Here is a 15,695-nt window from a genome sequence, read left to right on the forward strand (position 1 = left end):
CCGCTAACCGCGATGTCTAGAATTGTTTTCATGGCCACCAGAACCGACGCCCCCACCCGGCGCGAGCAGATCCTCAGGGAGGCCGCGCGGCTGTTCGCCGAACGCGGTTTCCATGGCGTGGGAGTCGACGAGATAGGAGCGGCGGTCGGCATCAGCGGCCCCGGTCTCTACCGGCACTTCGCCGGCAAGGACGCGATGCTCGCCGAGCTGCTGGTGGGGATCAGCGGGCAGCTGCTCACGGGCGGCCGGCGCCGGGTGGCGGAGGCCAGGGCGGGCTCCGGGGGAGGTGCCGAGGGCGGCGCCGAGGGCCTGCTCGACTCGCTCATCGAGGGGCACATCGACTTCGCGCTCGACGACCGCCCTCTGATCACCCTGCACGACCGCGAGCTGGACCGCCTGCGGGACAGCGACCGCAAGCTGGTGCGCCAGCTCCAGCGGCAGTACGTGGAGCTGTGGGTGGAGGTGGTCCGCGAGGTGTACCCGGAGCTGGCCGAGCCCGCCGCCCGTTCGGCCGTGCACTCGGTCTTCGGCCTCCTGAACTCGACCCCGCACCTCGGGCGGCCGGGCGCGCTTCCCGGGCGCGCGGGCACGGCGGAGCTGCTGCACCGGATGGCGCGGGGGGCGTTCGGCGCGGCGGCCGTGGCTCCGGGGGCGTGACGAGCGTCTCGGGGGCCGACCCCTGGACGGCGCTCGTGACCGGCGGGTAACCTCATATCTGAGCAAGCGCTTAGACATAACACCAGGTATCCAGGCGGAGGTGGCGGCGGTGCGCCGTACTGTGTTCAACGAGGACCACGAGGCGTTCCGGGAGACCCTGCGCGCCTTCATCGAGGCCGAGGTCGTCCCGGTCTACGACGAGTGGTTCGCCGCCGGCCAGGCGCCGCGCGACTTCTACTACAAGCTCGCCGAGCTCGGCGTCTTCGGCATCCGGGTGGACGAGGAGTTCGGCGGCGCCGGCATCGACTCGTACAAGTTCGAGGCCGTGATGTACGAGGAGACCGCGCGCGCCGGTGTCCAGTTCGGCGGCTCCGGTGTGCACGTGCTGCTCGGCCTGCCCTACATCAAGATGCTCGCCAGCGACGAGCAGAAGAAGCGCTTCCTGCCGAAGTTCGTCAGCGCCGAGGAGATGTGGGCCCTCGCGATGACCGAGCCGGGCACCGGCTCCGACCTCGCGGGAATGAAGACCACCGCCAAGCTCTCCGAGGACGGCACGCACTACGTCCTCAACGGCTCCAAGACCTTCATCACCGGTGGCGTCCACGCCGACCGCGTGATCGTCTGCGCCCGCACCTCCGCGCCCACCGCCGAGGACCGCCGCTTCGGCATCTCCCTGTTCGCCGTGGACACCAAGTCCGAGGGCTACTCCATCGGCCGCAAGCTCGACAAGCTCGGCCTGAAGACCTCCGACACCGCCGAGCTGGCGTTCGTCGACGTGAAGGTGCCCGTCGAGGACCTGCTCGGCGAGGAGAACAAGGGCTTCTACTACCTCGGCCACAACCTCGCCTCGGAGCGCTGGGGCATCGCCTTCGGCGCCTACGCGCAGGCCAAGGCCGCCGTCCGGTTCGCCAAGGAGTACGTCCAGGAGCGCACCGTCTTCGGCAAGTCGGTCGCCTCCTTCCAGAACACCAAGTTCGAGCTGGCCGCCTGCCAGGCCGAGGTGGACGCGGCCGAGGCCGTCGCCGACCGCGCCCTCGAGGCCCTCGACGCCGGCGAGCTGACCCCGGCCGAGGCCGCCAGCGCCAAGCTGTTCTGCACCGAGGTCGCGCACCGCGTCATCGACCGCTGCCTCCAGCTCCACGGCGGCTACGGCTTCATGAACGAGTACCCGATCGCCCGCCTGTACGCGGACAACCGGGTCAACCGCATCTACGGCGGCACCAGCGAGATCATGAAGACGATCATCGCCAAGGACATGGGCCTGTAAGGTCCGAGAAAAGACTGCGCGGTACAACTGCCTTATGAGCGAGGCACTTCAGGATCTCCTCGATCTGCTCGATCTCGAGCGGATCGAGGAGAACATCTTCCGCGGCCGTTCCCGGTCCGCCGTCGTCCCCAGGGTCTTCGGCGGACAGGTCGCGGCCCAGGCACTCGTGGCCGCCGGGCGCACGGTCCCCGAGGACCGGCTCGCCCACTCCCTGCACGCGTACTTCCTGCGGATCGGCGACCCCGGGGCGCCCATCGTGTACTCCGTGGACCGCATCCGCGACGGCCGCTCCTTCACCACCCGCAGGGTGGTCGCGGTCCAGCACGGACAGCCGATCTTCCACCTCTCCGCCTCCTTCCAGGCGTACGAGGAGGGCATGGAGCACCAGGCCCCGATGCCGCCCGCGCCCGACCCGGAGACGCTGCCCACCGCCGCCGAGCTGCTCCCGCTGTACGCCGACGTCTTCACCGACGCCGAGGTGGTGGAGCGCATCCTGGAGGCCCGTGAGTCCGTCGACCTGCGCTATGTCGACCCGCCCCCGTACGGCACCGTCGGCGAGCCCCGCGAGCCGCGCTCGCAGGTCTGGTTCCGCACCAACGGCAAGCTCGCGGACGACCCCCTGCTGCACGTCGTCCTCGCCACCTACGTCTCGGACATGACGCTCCTCGACTCCATCCTGCTCGCCCACGGGCGCGGCGGCTGGGTCACCGGAGACGTCGTCGGCGCCTCCCTGGACCACGCGATGTGGTTCCACCGGCCCTTCCGCGCCGACGAGTGGCTGCTCTACGACCAGGAGTCGCCGTCCGCGTCGGGCGGCCGGGGCCTGGGCCAGGCCCGGATCTACACCCAGGACGGCCGGCTGGCCATCTCGGTGATCCAGGAGGGCGTGGTCCGCGTCCCCCGGTAGCCGTTCCCGGTAAGACTGGGGCATGACCGACGCAGCACAGGACCCCGGCAGCGGCGAGAGCGTCTCCACGGTGATCGTCGCCGCCGCGGCCAACCTCGGGATCGCCCTCGCCAAGGCGGTCGCCGGCGTCATCAGCGGCTCCAGCGCGATGCTGTCGGAGGCCGCCCACTCCGTCGCCGACACCGTCACCGAACTGCTGCTGCTCACCGCCCTCAAACGCAGCGAGAAACCGGCCGACGAGGACCACCCCCTCGGCTACGGCCCCGAGCGCTACATCTGGGCGCTCCTCGCCGCCGTCGCCACCTTCGTCGGCGGCGCGGTCTTCTCCATCTACGACGGCATCCACTCCCTGGTCGCGGGGGAGGAGCCCGGCGACCCGCTCGTGTCGTACATCGTGCTGGCCGTCGCGTTCTGCCTGGAGGGCTTCTCCCTGCGGACCGGACTGCGGCAGGCGCGCGGCGAGGCCGCCCGCGTCGACGCCCCCTTCCGGACTTACCTCCGGCGCACCCCCGACACGGCGGTCAAGGCCGTCGTCATGGAGGACTCGGCGGCGCTCGTCGGACTGGTGCTCGCCGCGGGCGGCCTGCTCGGCGGCCAGCTCACCGGATCGGGCGTCTTCGACGGCATCGCCTCGCTGCTCATCGGGCTCCTGCTGCTCTACGTCGCCTGGGTGCTCGGCCGTTCCAACGCCGAGCTGCTGATCGGACGGCCGCTGCCCAGGACCGTGCGCGAGCGGATCCGGGCGGAGCTGCTGGAGCTGGAGCACGTCGAGGCCGTACTGGAGCTGATCACGCTGGTGCAGGGGCCGCGCGAGGCGCTCGTCGCCGCCAAGGTCGACTTCCGGGACGCCTCGACCGCCGCCCAGATCGAGTGGGCCTGCGAACGGGCCGAGGACCGGATCCGTGAGGTGTTCCCCGTGGTGAGCCGGGTGTACCTGGACCCGACGCCGGGCTACGCGCAGCGGCGGTCCGAGGGGCTGAACCCCTGGCCGTGAACGGGCCACCGGGCCGCCCGGGGCGACGGTCGTCGTCCGGGGGCCGCTCGCGCGGAGCGTGCCCCCGGGGCGGTCGCCGGGCCGGGACCGCGGGCCGGGTCTCAGACCAGGCCCGCCGCACCGAGCAGGTAGGCCGTCATCGGGTCGTAGTGGCGCGGGCTGAGGACGTGGTCGTCGAGCGGCACCACGACCTGGAGCGTGCCCTCCGACTCGGCGAGGAAGAGCGCCGGGTCGTTGCTGTCGGCGTAGCCCACGGAGTCCACCCCGTGCTGCCCAGCGAAGCCGGCCCAGCCGTGGTCGGCCACGACCAGGTCGGGCAGCGGGCGGCCCTCCCGTTCCAGCGCGGTCAGGATCGCGCGCATCGGCTCGCCCGAATGGGTGTGCCACAGCGTGGCGCCGTGCTCCAGGACCGCCACGTCCGCGAACTGCATGACGTAGCCCTCGTCCGTCTGGAGCCCGTCGGGGATCACCACGATCTCGCAGCCGGCGGCGCGCAGGGCGGCGGCGGTGGCCCGGTGCACGTCCAGCAGCCCGCCGGGGTGACCGGTCGCGAACAGCACCCGCTGCCGGTCCTCGGCCGCCTTCCGCAGCCGGGCCGCGAGCCGGTCCAGCGCGTCCACGGTCAGCTCGGGGTCGATGGTGTCCTGGCCGTAGCGGTACTCCGGGTCGTCGTTCACCCCGACCCGCTCCGCCATCACCGCGAGCACGTCCTGCTCGTCGTTCCAGCGGTCGCCGAGTTCCAGACCGAGCCACCAGTTGCGCTCGCCGTTCGCCAGCTTGCGGTAGTGGGAGAGGTTGTTCTCGCGGGGCGTGGCGACATCGCCCGCGATACGGGTCTTCACGAGATGGTCGACGAGTTCGGCGCGGCTGGGCGTCCCGGGTATCGGCATAGCACCATTGTGCCGGTGCGCCCGGGCCCGGGGCGCGGCCGTCCCGGTCGCTGGGACGTGCGTCACTCGGTCCCGCGACGCCCCGTGCCGGTCCCGGCGTCGCGCGGTCAGTTCTCCCGGAGCGCGAACCACAACTCCATGCGTACGTCGGGGTCGTCGAGGTCCGTGTCCAGCAACGCGGCGCAGCGGGAGATGCGTTGGCGGACGGTGTTGCGGTGGACCGAGAGCGCCACCGCCGTGCGGTCCCAACTGCCGTGCAGGGAGAGCCAGGTGCGCAGGGTCTCGGTCAGGGCGGGTGTCCCGGCGACGGGGGCGAGCAGGGCGTGGGCGTGGGCCTCGGCGTCCGCCGGGGGGACGAGGTCGGCGAGCGCGGGGCGGTCGCCGTGCCGGACCAGGGCCGCCCGGGTGGCGCGGGCGCGGGCCAGGGCGCGGGCCGCCTGGGTGTCGGCGGCGGCCAAGTCGTGCGGGTCCGCGGGAGCGCTCACCCCGCAGGTCCAGCCCGGCTGCGCGGCGGGAACACGGTCGCCGGGGACCAGGACGCGGACGACCTCGCCGTCCGCGTCCACCATCGCGGAGCCCAGGGCCGCAGCCAGCGCGGACACGGCGACGGAGCCGGGCGCGGGGCCGTCCCCGGTGGGGCGCGCGTGCACCACCGTCCACCGTTCGCCGCCGAGCAGCGGCGCCACCGCCTCGGGCGACGCTCCGAGCAGCAGCCGCACCAGGGCGGCCGCGTGCGCGGCTCCCGAGGCGCTCCGGTGCTCCCCGGTGAGGAGGGAGAGCAGCACGGACGCGACGGAGGCGATCGTGTGGTCGCCGGGGTCGCGGCGCGGGGCGGCGACCCCGAGGACGAAGCCCTGTCCGCTGCCGAGGGCGTAGGCGGTCAGATGGACACCGCCCACGGTGTCGGTGGCCGAGGCGGGGGCGGGCCCCTGGGCCTCACGGGGCCGCACGACCCAGGCGAGCTCGGCGAGCACGGCCTCGGGGGTGGCCGGCGCGGCGGGGGTGTGGGGGTCTGTGCGCGGTGGGCCGGCCGGGGTGTGGGGGGTCGTCCGCGGCGGCCCGGCCGGTGTGCGGGGGGCAGTGCGTGGTGGGCCGGCCGGGGTGTGGGGGTCCGTCCGCGGTGGGCCGGCCGGGGTGCGGCGGGCGGAGGTCTCCGCGGTTCCCGGAGCCGCGGGGGTCTCCCTTCCCGCCCCGGTTCCCGGAGTCGCCGGGGTCCCTGCTCCCGTCCCGGTTCCCGGAGGCGTCGGGGTCTCTGCTCCCGTCCCGGTTCCCGGAGCCGCCGGGGCCTCCACTCCCGTCCCGGTTCCCGGAGTCGCGGGGGTCCCTGCTCCCGTCCCGGTTCCCGGACTCGCAAGGGTGTCCGGGGCCGGGCGGGTCCCGGGTGCCGGGGTGGCGGGCCGGTCCGCCCCGCGCGGTGGTTCCGGCGGGGCCGGGAGGCGGCCCGCGTGGGCCAGTTCCGTGCCCTCGGGGCCGTACAGAGCGGCCCAGCCGTTCACCCGGCGGGCCAGCTGCCGCAGGACCGCCGGGACCGGATCGGGGCGGGCGGCGGCCGCGGCCAGGCTCTGCTGGGCCTCGGTCACCCGGCGCAGCTCGGCGAGCCGCGCCTGGGCCATGAGCTGCCACACCGCGCGGGCGACCCCGGAGAACGTCGTCCGGGGCGGGACCTCCAGGAGCGGCAGCCCGTGGGTGTCGCAGGCCGCGACGAGGGAGGGCGGGACCGTGTCGTGGACCGGCGCCAGACCGAATCCCAGGGCCGCGCCGCCCGCCGCGACGATCCGGGAGACATAGCCGTCGAAGTAGCCGGCCGGGCCGTCGGCGCGGTCGGCCGCGTCGGGCACGTGGACCCCGGCGGTGAGCAGCAGCTCGCCGCCCAGCAGATACGGGTAGGGGTCGGCCATCTCCGAGGTGTGGGCCCAGTGGATCACCGTGTCGGGCCGCCCGGGCCCGCCGATCAGCCGCAGCCCCAGGTCCTCGCGGGCCAGCAGCGCCGACAGCGGCACCGGCGGGGTCGGCGGCACGGCGGGGGCCGACACGGCGGGGGCCGGCGGCACGGCGGGCGCGGACGCGGCGGGGGCGGACGGTGACGGTGAGTCCGGCATGGTGGACGGTTCCTCCATCCCGTACGGATCGAATGGATGAAACGTACACTTCGCAGCCGCTTTCCGGCCACCTAGTGTCGGTCCCGACCGGCAGCCACGGGTACGGGCGGATGTCCCCGCGATCAGTTGCCGGTTGGTCCCCCACATCCCCGCACGACACGCCACCGAACGCCTGAGGAGACCCATGGCCGTCGACTACACAGTGATCGTCGTCTATCTGGCCGGCATGCTGGCCATGGGCTGGTGGGGCATGCGCCGCGCCAAGTCCAAGAGCGACTTCCTCGTCGCGGGGCGCCGGCTCGGACCCGTCATGTACTCCGGCACCATGGCCGCGATCGTCCTCGGCGGCGCGTCCACCATCGGCGGGGTCGGACTCGGCTACCAGTACGGCCTCTCGGGCGCCTGGATGGTCTTCACCATCGGCCTCGGCCTGCTGGCCCTGTCCGTCTTCTTCTCCGCCCGCATCGCGCGCCTCAAGGTCTACACCGTCTCCGAGATGCTCGACCTGCGCTACGGCGGCCGGGCCGGTGTCATCTCCGGTGTCGTCATGTGGGCGTACACCCTGATGCTCGCGGTCACCTCGACCATCGCCTACGCCACGATCTTCGACGTCCTCTTCGACATGAACCGGACGCTCGCGATCATCCTCGGCGGCTCGATCGTCGTCGCCTACTCGACGCTCGGCGGCATGTGGTCGATCACGCTCACCGACATGGTGCAGTTCGTCGTCAAGACGATCGGCGTCCTGCTCCTGCTGCTGCCCATCGCGGTGGTCAAGGCGGGCGGCTTCTCCGCGATGAAGGCCAAGCTGCCCACCGAGTACTTCGACCCGCTGGGCATCGGCGGCGAGACGATCTTCACCTACGTCCTGATCTACACGTTCGGCATGCTGATCGGACAGGACATCTGGCAGCGCGTGTTCACCGCGCGCGACGACCGCACCGCCAAGTGGGGCGGCACCGTAGCCGGCACCTACTGCCTCGTGTACGCCCTCGCCGGCGCCGTCATCGGCACCGCCGCCAAGGTCATGTACCCGAAGCTGCCCAGCGCCGACACCGCCTTCGCCACCATCGTCAAGGACGAACTCCCGGTCGGCGTCCGCGGACTGGTGCTCGCCGCGGCTCTCGCCGCCGTGATGTCCACCTCCTCCGGCGCCCTGATCGCCTGCGCCACCGTCGCCAACAACGACATCTGGTCGCGGCTGCGCGGAGCCGTCGGCCGCGACGCGGGAGAGGACCACGACGAGGTCAAGGGCAACCGCGCCTTCATCCTGATCATGGGCATCGTGGTGATCTGCACGGCGATCGCGCTCAACAACGTCGTCGAGGCGCTGACCGTCGCGTACAACCTGCTCGTCGGCGGCCTGCTCGTGCCGATCCTCGGCGGACTGCTGTGGAAGCGCGGCACGGTCCACGGCGCGCTCGCCTCCGTCGTCGTCGGCGGTGTCGCGGTCATCGGCCTGATGGCGACCTACGGCATCCTCGCCAACGAGCCCGTCTACTACGGGCTCCTCCTGTCCCTGGCCGCGTACGTGATCGTCTCGCTGGCCACGCCGGCGACCGACGCGGCGGTACTGGCCACCTGGCGGGAGCGGCTCGCGGGCCGTGACGCCGAACCCCTGTCCGAACCGGTCCCGGTTCACCAGTAGAGTCGTGTTACTTGTACTTAGTTGTACATACGCGACGAAGCGTAGGAAAGAAGGCAACCCCCCATGAGCAGCAACGAGACGCCCCGCGGCCCCGTCGACTCGTCCCGCGTCCCGCGGTACGCGGGCCCCGCGACCTTCGCCCGGCTGCCCCGCCTCGACGAGGTCGGCACCGCCGATGTCGCCGTCGTCGGCGTGCCGTTCGACTCCGGCGTCTCGTACCGGCCGGGCGCCCGCTTCGGCGGCAACGCGATCCGCGAGGCGTCCCGGCTGCTGCGCCCCTACAACCCGGCGCAGGACGCCTCCCCGTTCGCCCTCGCGCAGGTCGCGGACGCCGGTGACATCGCGGCCAACCCGTTCAACATCAACGAGGCCGTCGAGACGGTGGAGGCCGCCGCCGACGAACTGCTCGGCACCGGCGCCCGCCTGATGACCCTCGGCGGCGACCACACCATCGCGCTGCCCCTGCTGCGCTCGGTCGCCAAGAAGCACGGCCCGGTCGCGCTGCTCCACTTCGACGCGCACCTCGACACCTGGGACACCTACTTCGGCGCCGAGTACACCCACGGCACCCCGTTCCGCCGCGCCGTCGAGGAGGGCATCCTCGACACCTCGGCGCTCTCCCACGTCGGCACCCGCGGCCCGCTGTACGGCAAGCAGGACCTCACCGACGACGAGAAGATGGGCTTCGGCATCGTCACCTCGGCGGACATCTACCGCCGTGGCGCCGACGAGGTCGCCGACCAGCTGCGCCAGCGCATCGGCGACCGCCCGCTCTACATCTCCATCGACATCGACTGCCTCGACCCGGCGCACGCGCCCGGCACCGGCACCCCGGAGGCGGGCGGCATGACCTCCCGCGAACTCCTGGAGATCCTGCGCGGACTGTCCTCCTGCAACCTGGTCTCCGCCGACGTCGTCGAGGTCGCCCCGGCCTACGACCACGCCGAGATCACCGCGGTGGCGGCGTCCCACACCGCGTACGAACTGACCACCATCATGTCCCGCCAGATCGCGGAGGCCCGAAGCAAGTGACCCACGACCACGACCTGGTTCTCCGCCCGACGGCGGCACAGACGGAGGCCGCGCTCAACCCGCCCCCCGGCCGCAACGGCGGAGACCTGGTCGTGGAGACCCTCTCCGGTCTCGGCGCCACGACCGTCTTCGGACTGCCGGGCCAGCACGCGCTCGGCATGTTCGACGCCCTGCGCCGCTCCTCGCTCCGCTACATCGGCCTGCGCGTCGAGAACAACGCGGGATTCGCGGCGGACGCCTACGGCCGGATCACCGGTGAGGCGGCCCCGCTGCTGCTCTCCACCGGCCCCGGCGCCCTGACCTCCCTGGCCGCCCTCCAGGAGGCGCGGGCCGCCTCGGCGCCCGTGCTCGCCATCAGCAGCCAGATCCCGACCGCGGGACTCGGCGGCGGCCGGCACGGCTACCTCCACGAACTCCCCGACCAGCAGGCGTCGTTCCGGGGTGTCGTCAAGTCCGTCCACACGGTCCGTACGCAGTCGCAGATCCCCTCCGCCATCGCCGAGGCCTGGGAGTCGGCGCTGACCGCCCCGCACGGGCCGGTCTGGGTGGAGATCCCGCAGGACGTCCTGCTCGCGGAGACCCGTCTGCCGCAGGTCACGGCGATGGACGCGACCCCCGAGGACATCGTCCCGCGCCCCGAACTGACCGCGCTGGCCGCCCACTTGCTGTCCTCCGCGGCCCGTCCCGCGATCATCGCGGGCGGCGGGGTCGTCCGGGCGGACGCGTCCGGCAAGCTGAGGGCGCTCGCGGAGCGGCTGAACGCTCCGGTCGTCACCACCTTCGGCGGCAAGGGCGCCTTCCCCTGGACCCACCCGCTCTCGCTCCAGTCCTGGCTGGAGGACCGGCACACCACGGACTTCCTGGAGGACGCCGACGTCCTGCTGGTCGTCGGCTCCGGACTCGGCGAACTGTCCTCGAACTACCACACGTTCAAGCCCCGCGGCCGGGTGATCCAGATCGAGGCCGACCTCGGCAAGCTGGAGTCCAACCACCCGGCGCTCGGCATCCACGCGGACGCGCGCCTCGCGCTGTCCGCGCTCCTGGAGACGGTGGAGGAACGCCCCGACCCGTCGGCGGAGGAACGCGTGAGCACCCTTCTCGCGAAGGTGGCGGAGCGCATCGCCGGCCAGGAACTCACCCTGGAACAGGACGTGCTGGCGTCCGTGCGCCGGGCCCTGCCGGCCACCTCGCCGTCCTTCTGGGACATGACGATCCTGGCGTACTGGGCGTGGTCGGCCTTCGACCCGCGCGGCACGAACACCATGCACTCCGCGCAGGGCGCGGGCGGCCTCGGCTACGGCTTCCCCGCGGCACTCGGCGCGGCGGCGGCCGACCCCACCCGCCCGGTTCTCGCGGTGTCCGGCGACGGAGGCGCGCTGTACTCCATCGCCGAGCTGGCCACGGCCAAGCAGTGCGGTCTCCCGGTCACCTGGCTCATCGTCGACGACGGCGGTTACGGCATCCTGCGCGAGTACATGACCGGCGCCTTCGGCCAGGCCACGGCGACCGAGCTGTCCCGCCCCGACTACGTGGCGCTGGCCGAGTCCTTCGGCGTCCCGGCGGTCCGCACGACCCCCGGGACGCTGGAGAAGGACCTCGCCGAGGCCCTGGCCACGCCGGGCCCCTCGGTGGTCGTCCTCCCGGCCCTGCTGCGCATGTTCGCGCCGACGCACCTGGACTGAGGGCGCACCCACGCGGACTGGTGGCCGGACCGGCTACCAGATCGCGTCGACCCACTCCGGGTGGTCGATGAACGGGTTGCGGTTGTGCTGGTAGCTGTCGTAGATGACCTGGTTGCGCTTCTCCTCGAAGGCGCTCGGCGGGTCCTCGTCGTTCCACTCCTTGAGCACGGACAGCTTGCCGATGTACGGGGCGCTGCCGTTGTTGACCTTCTCGTCGGGCTCCAGGTCGGCGAAGCCGTCGCCGCCGTCGTAACGGACCGCCATGTAGAGGATCATGCGGGCGACGTCGCCCTTGTCGGCGTCGCGCGGCTCGAAGGAGTCCGAGTCGACCTTGCTGCCGCCGCCGTTGGTGACCGCGCTGCCGCCGTTGTCGAAGTCCAGGTTGCCCCGGATGCTGTTGACCTGCACGTCCGCCGGACGCAGGTGGTGCAGGTCGGTGCCGGGACCCGTCACCTCGCCGAAGTCGCCGTGGGACTTGGCCCAGACGTGCTCGCGGTTCCAGTCGCCGACGTCGCCGCCGTTGAGGGACTTGGCGCGCGAGACGCCGCTGTACAGCAGGATCACGTTGTTGCTGTTGTTCGGGTCCTGGTCGGTGACCATCAGCGCGTTCCAGACCGCGGAGTACGAGATCTTGGTCTGGCTGCTGATGATGGTGTGCAGCGAGGACTTCAGGCTCGTGCCGGTCTTGCCGATCGCGTTCTTGTAGTACGTGCTGTCGTACGCGGTCGTGGTCGCGCTCGCGGGGGTCGCGGTCACCGTCGGCAGGGTGAGGCCGACGAGGACCGCGGAGGTGCTCAGCGCCAGGGTCTTCCAGCGGCGTATGTGCGTGGCGGGCATCGTGGGGGTGTCCGTTCTACGCGGGTTGAATGGAGCGGGTAATCGGGAGAGTGACATGGACATGAGGTTCGGAGGGTTAAGGGGACGTGGCGGTTCTGTGTCGGGATTCAACAACTTGGATGTTCCGTACGGGAGATGACGGAACGGACAGGGCCCCCGACCGGTGGGGTCGGGGGCCGTCGGTAGGGGCGTTCCGGGGGTGCGGTCAGCCCAGGTCGGAGGGGTCGAGCCGGTACAGCGCCGAGGACTGGGCGCCGTTCCGCGCGGAGGACCCGGACCCGGTGGCCGATCCGGACGCCGAAGTGGAGCCGGACGACGCCGACTTGTCGTACGCGCTCTGCTTCACCGCCGTGCCGTGCTTCTCGACCCAGGAGGTGATCCGTGCGTCGAGCGTGTTGTTCCCGCCCATGCCGCCGCCCATCCCGCCGCCTGTCTGGATGTAGTGCAACTCGCCCTTGCGCACGAGCTCCTTGAGCTTGGCGAGCGTCATCGCCTTGTCGGAGCCGGTGAACCCGAACATGGAGATGACGGGCTTGCCCGTGCTCACGATCAGCTGGGCCGCGCTCTGTGAATTGGACACCGCCAGAAGCCACTTGGCGCCGTCCTGGTGCTTCTCCAGATAGGAGACCAGGGCGCTGCTGGTGGTGCCGCCCGGACCGCCTCCGCCGAAGCCGCCTCCGCCGAAGCCGCCCGCGCCGCCCGGCCGGTCGCCCGTACCGCCCCGGGGCAGTTCGCCGTTGCCGCCGGGTGCCTGGCCGCCGGGGAACTCCCCGTTCGCGCCGCCCGGTTCGCCTCCGGGGAGGTCCCCCTCGGGCGCCTGGCCGTTGCCGCCGGGTGCCTGGCCGCCGGGGAAGCCGTCGGCCCCAGCGCCCGCCTCGGCGCCGGGACCGCCCTGTCCGGTGCCGCCGGGGAAGCCGCCACGGCCGCCGCCGGGGCCGCCTCCGAAGCCGCCGCCGGTGGTCGGTCCCGCGGTCGGGTTGCTGCCGCCCATGCCACCGCCGCCCCCGGCGGACGCGGGCTCGGCGACCGCGTACGCCGCCGGACCGGCGAGCGCCGCGACGACCGCCGCGGCCACGGACGCGGTGAACAGCCGGGCGCGGCCGCCGGAGCGGAAGACGAACAGGCCCGTCACGGCGAGCGCCATGAGCACCGCGACGGCGGGCCACAGCCAGCCGTTCCAGTCGGCGGCCCGGCGCAGCAGCACGACCGCCCAGACCGCGGTGACCGCGAGCCCGGCGGGCAGCACCCATGCCCAGCGGGCGTCCCCGCCGCGGAAGGCGCGCAGCAGCAGGACACCGCCCGCGCCGGTCAGCGCCGCGATCCCGGGGGCCAGCGCGGTCGTGTAGTAGGGGTGCATGGTGCCCTCGGCCATGCTGAACGTCAGACAGTGCAGGACGGTCCAGCCGCCCCAGAGCAGCAGCGCGGCACGCGTCGGGTCGGTGCGCGGCGCGCGTCCGCACAGCACCAGGCCGCCCACGAACGCGATGCCGGCGAAGGGCAGCAGCCAGGAGATCTGGCCACCGAGGATGTCGTTGAACATCCGGCCGAGGCCCGCGGTCCCGGAGAAGCCGCCACCGCCCATGCCGCCCCCGCCACCGTTGCCCTCGCCGCCCAGCACCCGGCCCAGGCCGTTGTAGCCCATGATCAGGTCCCAGGCCGAGCCGTCCGTGGAGCCGCCGATGTAGGGGCGGTCGGCGGCCGGTACGAGGGAGACGGCGGCCGCCCACCACAGGCTCGCGACGGCCAGCGTCACGGCGGCCAGCAGCAGATCGCGGACCTTCCTCGCCCAGCCGAGCCGGGAGGCGTACAGGTACACGGCGAAGACGGCCGGCAGCGCGATGTACCCCTGGAGCATCTTGGTGTTGAACGCGAGCCCGAAGCACACCGCGGAGCCGAGCAGCGGGAGCAGCCGGCCCTCGCGCGTGGCCCGCAGGCCCAGCGCCGCGCCCGCGACCATCAGCAGGACGAGCGTGGTGTCCGGGTTGTTGTCGCGGTCGATCGCCACCGTGATCGGCGTGAGGGCGAGGACCAGCGCGGCGACGGCGGCGGCCGCGTGACCGAAGTACCGCTTCACGCTCGCGTGCAGGATCCCGATCGTGCCCAGCGCGGCGGCGACCATCGGCGCCATCATCTGCCAGGTGCCGAAGCCGAACACCCGGCAGGACAGGCTCATGATCATGAGCGCGAACGGCGGCTTGTCGACGGTGATGAAGTTGCCCGCGTCGAGCGAGCCGAAGAACCAGGCCTTCCAGCTCCGGGTGCCGCTGAGCACCGCGGCGCTGTAGAAGCTGTTGAGGTCGGAGGCCTTCAGGTTCCAGGAGTACAGGACCGCGGCCAGGACGAGGATCGCGAGCAGTGCCGGAAGCGACCAGCGGGGGGTGGCCGGCGCCCGGTCCTCGGACCCCGCCGGCAGCGCGGCCGGCGGCGGGGTCGGGGGAGTCGTGGGGGCGTCGGGCGATGGGTCAGTGGCAGACGTCACGGTCGCACCCTGCCGCGCGCCGATGGGCGCGGACTGTGGCCCGCCTGGGGGTGAGCTGTGCGTTCGGGTTCCGTGCCCGAACCCCAGTACCCAGAACATCCGTACAACTTTCGTACGCCGTGGTGAGTCATTCGATGCGAGCGCGCCCCTGGCGCGCTCCGTATCGCTTCAAGGGGATGGGAAGCCTCCATGACTCACCGGATATCCCGGGCTGCCCGTGTGCTCGCGACGAGCCTCGGCGCAGCGGTGATCGTGCCGATCGCGATCGCCGCGGCCCCGGCCGGCGCCGCGCCGGCGCCGACGGTCAGCTGTACGTCGAGCAAGGCCGGTCTCGCCGCCAAGCTGAAGACGGACATCACCGCGGCGCTCGCCAACCGCAGGGGCACCGTCGCGATCGGCCTCTACGACCGTTCGACCAACACCACCTGCACGCTGCGCGCCACCACCTCGTTCGACTCGGCCAGCACGGTGAAGGTGACCGTCCTCGCCACGCTGCTGTGGGACGCGAAGAAGCACAACCGCTATCTGACGAGCACCGAGACCTCGCTCGCCACCAAGATGATCACCCAGTCGGACAACGCCTCGACCACCAAGCTCTGGAACCAGCTCGGTCTGACGAAGATCAAGGGTTTCCTGGCCGCGGCGGGGATGACGAAGACCACGCCGGGCACCGGCGGCTACTGGGGTCTGACGCAGATCAACGTCACCGACGAGCAGAAGCTGCTCAAGCTCGTCACGGCCAAGAACACGGTGCTGAGCGACAGCTCGCGCGCCTACATCCTCAAGCTCATGGGCCAGGTGATCTCCTCGCAGCGCTGGGGGACGCCGGCCGGGGCGCCCTCGACGGTCGCCGTGCACGTCAAGAACGGCTGGCTCTCGCGCTCCTCGAACGCGTGGCGGGTGCACAGCCTCGGCACCTTCAACGGCGGCGGGCACGACTACATGATGTCGGTGCTGACCGTCGGGAGCAGCACCATGGACTACGGCGTCGCCACCATCCAGGGGGTCGCCAAGGTGATCCACAAGGACCTCGTGCCGACCGCCACCGTCGCCCAGCGGTTCACGCCGACCTCGAAGCCGGCGGAGGCCTTCCCGGCCGTTCCGGCGAGCTGACCGGGACCCTTCTCCCGCGTCGCGACGCCCGCGCTCTTCCGTCCGCCCCCCCCGCCCCCCGGCCGGGCGGGCGGGCCCCAGTGGGGGGGT

12 protein-coding genes are annotated in these 15,695 nt (G+C 72.4%); 8 read left to right on the forward strand and 4 right to left on the reverse strand.

Going from position 1 to position 15,695, the window contains the following annotated elements:
* Positions 1 to 30: 30 nt before the first annotated feature.
* The 4 genes from ACFWI4_RS32465 to ACFWI4_RS32480 all read left to right on the forward strand — a co-directional run bounded on the left by ACFWI4_RS32465 (position 31) and on the right by ACFWI4_RS32480 (position 3,825).
* Positions 31 to 657, forward strand: coding sequence for a TetR/AcrR family transcriptional regulator (locus ACFWI4_RS32465; RefSeq protein WP_387203624.1), 627 nt, complete (start codon positions 31 to 33; stop codon positions 655 to 657).
* A 109-nt stretch (positions 658 to 766) separates the two neighbouring features.
* Positions 767 to 1,924 carry an acyl-CoA dehydrogenase family protein gene (locus ACFWI4_RS32470; RefSeq protein WP_355988824.1) on the forward strand — a complete coding sequence of 386 codons (1,158 nt, stop codon included), beginning with the start codon at positions 767 to 769 and terminating at the stop codon, positions 1,922 to 1,924.
* Positions 1,925 to 1,958: 34 nt separating this feature from the next.
* Complete coding sequence (gene tesB / locus ACFWI4_RS32475; RefSeq protein WP_365733904.1) at positions 1,959 to 2,831, forward strand: acyl-CoA thioesterase II; 873 nt, start codon at positions 1,959 to 1,961, stop codon at positions 2,829 to 2,831.
* Between the two features lie 22 nt (positions 2,832 to 2,853).
* Positions 2,854 to 3,825 carry a cation diffusion facilitator family transporter gene (locus tag ACFWI4_RS32480; protein ID WP_385407105.1) on the forward strand — a complete coding sequence of 324 codons (972 nt, stop codon included), beginning with the start codon at positions 2,854 to 2,856 and terminating at the stop codon, positions 3,823 to 3,825.
* Between the two features lie 101 nt (positions 3,826 to 3,926).
* Here ACFWI4_RS32480 and ACFWI4_RS32485 read toward each other — a convergent pair whose 3' ends face one another.
* Entirely contained in the window at positions 3,927 to 4,715 is a 789-nt protein-coding gene (locus ACFWI4_RS32485; protein WP_387203627.1) for a phosphatase, read from the reverse strand.
* Positions 4,716 to 4,822: 107 nt separating this feature from the next.
* A complete protein-coding gene (locus ACFWI4_RS32490) occupies positions 4,823 to 6,814 on the reverse strand; it encodes a PucR family transcriptional regulator ligand-binding domain-containing protein (protein ID WP_387203630.1) in 1,992 nt (663 codons plus the stop codon).
* Positions 6,815 to 6,998: 184 nt separating this feature from the next.
* On the opposite strand from ACFWI4_RS32490, the gene ACFWI4_RS32495 reads away from it, so the two are divergent.
* From ACFWI4_RS32495 to ACFWI4_RS32505, 3 genes are all read left to right on the forward strand, one after another.
* A complete protein-coding gene (locus ACFWI4_RS32495) occupies positions 6,999 to 8,462 on the forward strand; it encodes a sodium:solute symporter (RefSeq protein ID WP_387203633.1) in 1,464 nt (487 codons plus the stop codon).
* A gap of 63 nt (positions 8,463 to 8,525) precedes the next feature.
* Positions 8,526 to 9,494 carry an agmatinase gene (gene speB, locus ACFWI4_RS32500; protein ID WP_387203636.1) on the forward strand — a complete coding sequence of 323 codons (969 nt, stop codon included), beginning with the start codon at positions 8,526 to 8,528 and terminating at the stop codon, positions 9,492 to 9,494.
* Complete coding sequence (locus ACFWI4_RS32505) at positions 9,491 to 11,176, forward strand: thiamine pyrophosphate-binding protein (protein WP_387203639.1); 1,686 nt, start codon at positions 9,491 to 9,493, stop codon at positions 11,174 to 11,176. Before speB ends, ACFWI4_RS32505 begins: the two co-directional genes overlap by 4 nt.
* 33 nt (positions 11,177 to 11,209) lie before the next feature.
* On the opposite strand, the gene ACFWI4_RS32510 is transcribed toward ACFWI4_RS32505, so the two are convergent.
* Together ACFWI4_RS32510 and ACFWI4_RS32515 are read right to left on the reverse strand one after the other, a co-directional pair.
* Positions 11,210 to 12,013 (reverse strand): endonuclease I family protein, encoded by an 804-nt coding sequence (locus tag ACFWI4_RS32510; RefSeq protein WP_385407089.1) that lies wholly within the window; start codon positions 12,011 to 12,013, stop codon positions 11,210 to 11,212.
* 205 nt (positions 12,014 to 12,218) lie between these two features.
* Complete coding sequence (locus tag ACFWI4_RS32515; protein ID WP_387203642.1) at positions 12,219 to 14,492, reverse strand: glycosyltransferase family 39 protein; 2,274 nt, start codon at positions 14,490 to 14,492, stop codon at positions 12,219 to 12,221.
* 189 nt (positions 14,493 to 14,681) lie between these two features.
* Between ACFWI4_RS32515 and ACFWI4_RS32520 the strand changes: the two genes are divergently transcribed.
* Complete coding sequence (locus ACFWI4_RS32520; RefSeq protein ID WP_387203645.1) at positions 14,682 to 15,605, forward strand: serine hydrolase; 924 nt, start codon at positions 14,682 to 14,684, stop codon at positions 15,603 to 15,605.
* Positions 15,606 to 15,695 lie beyond the last annotated feature (90 nt).

The sequence above is a fragment of the Streptomyces sp. NPDC127038 genome, from assembly GCF_042725875.1.
Lineage (GTDB): Bacteria > Actinomycetota > Actinomycetes > Streptomycetales > Streptomycetaceae > Streptomyces.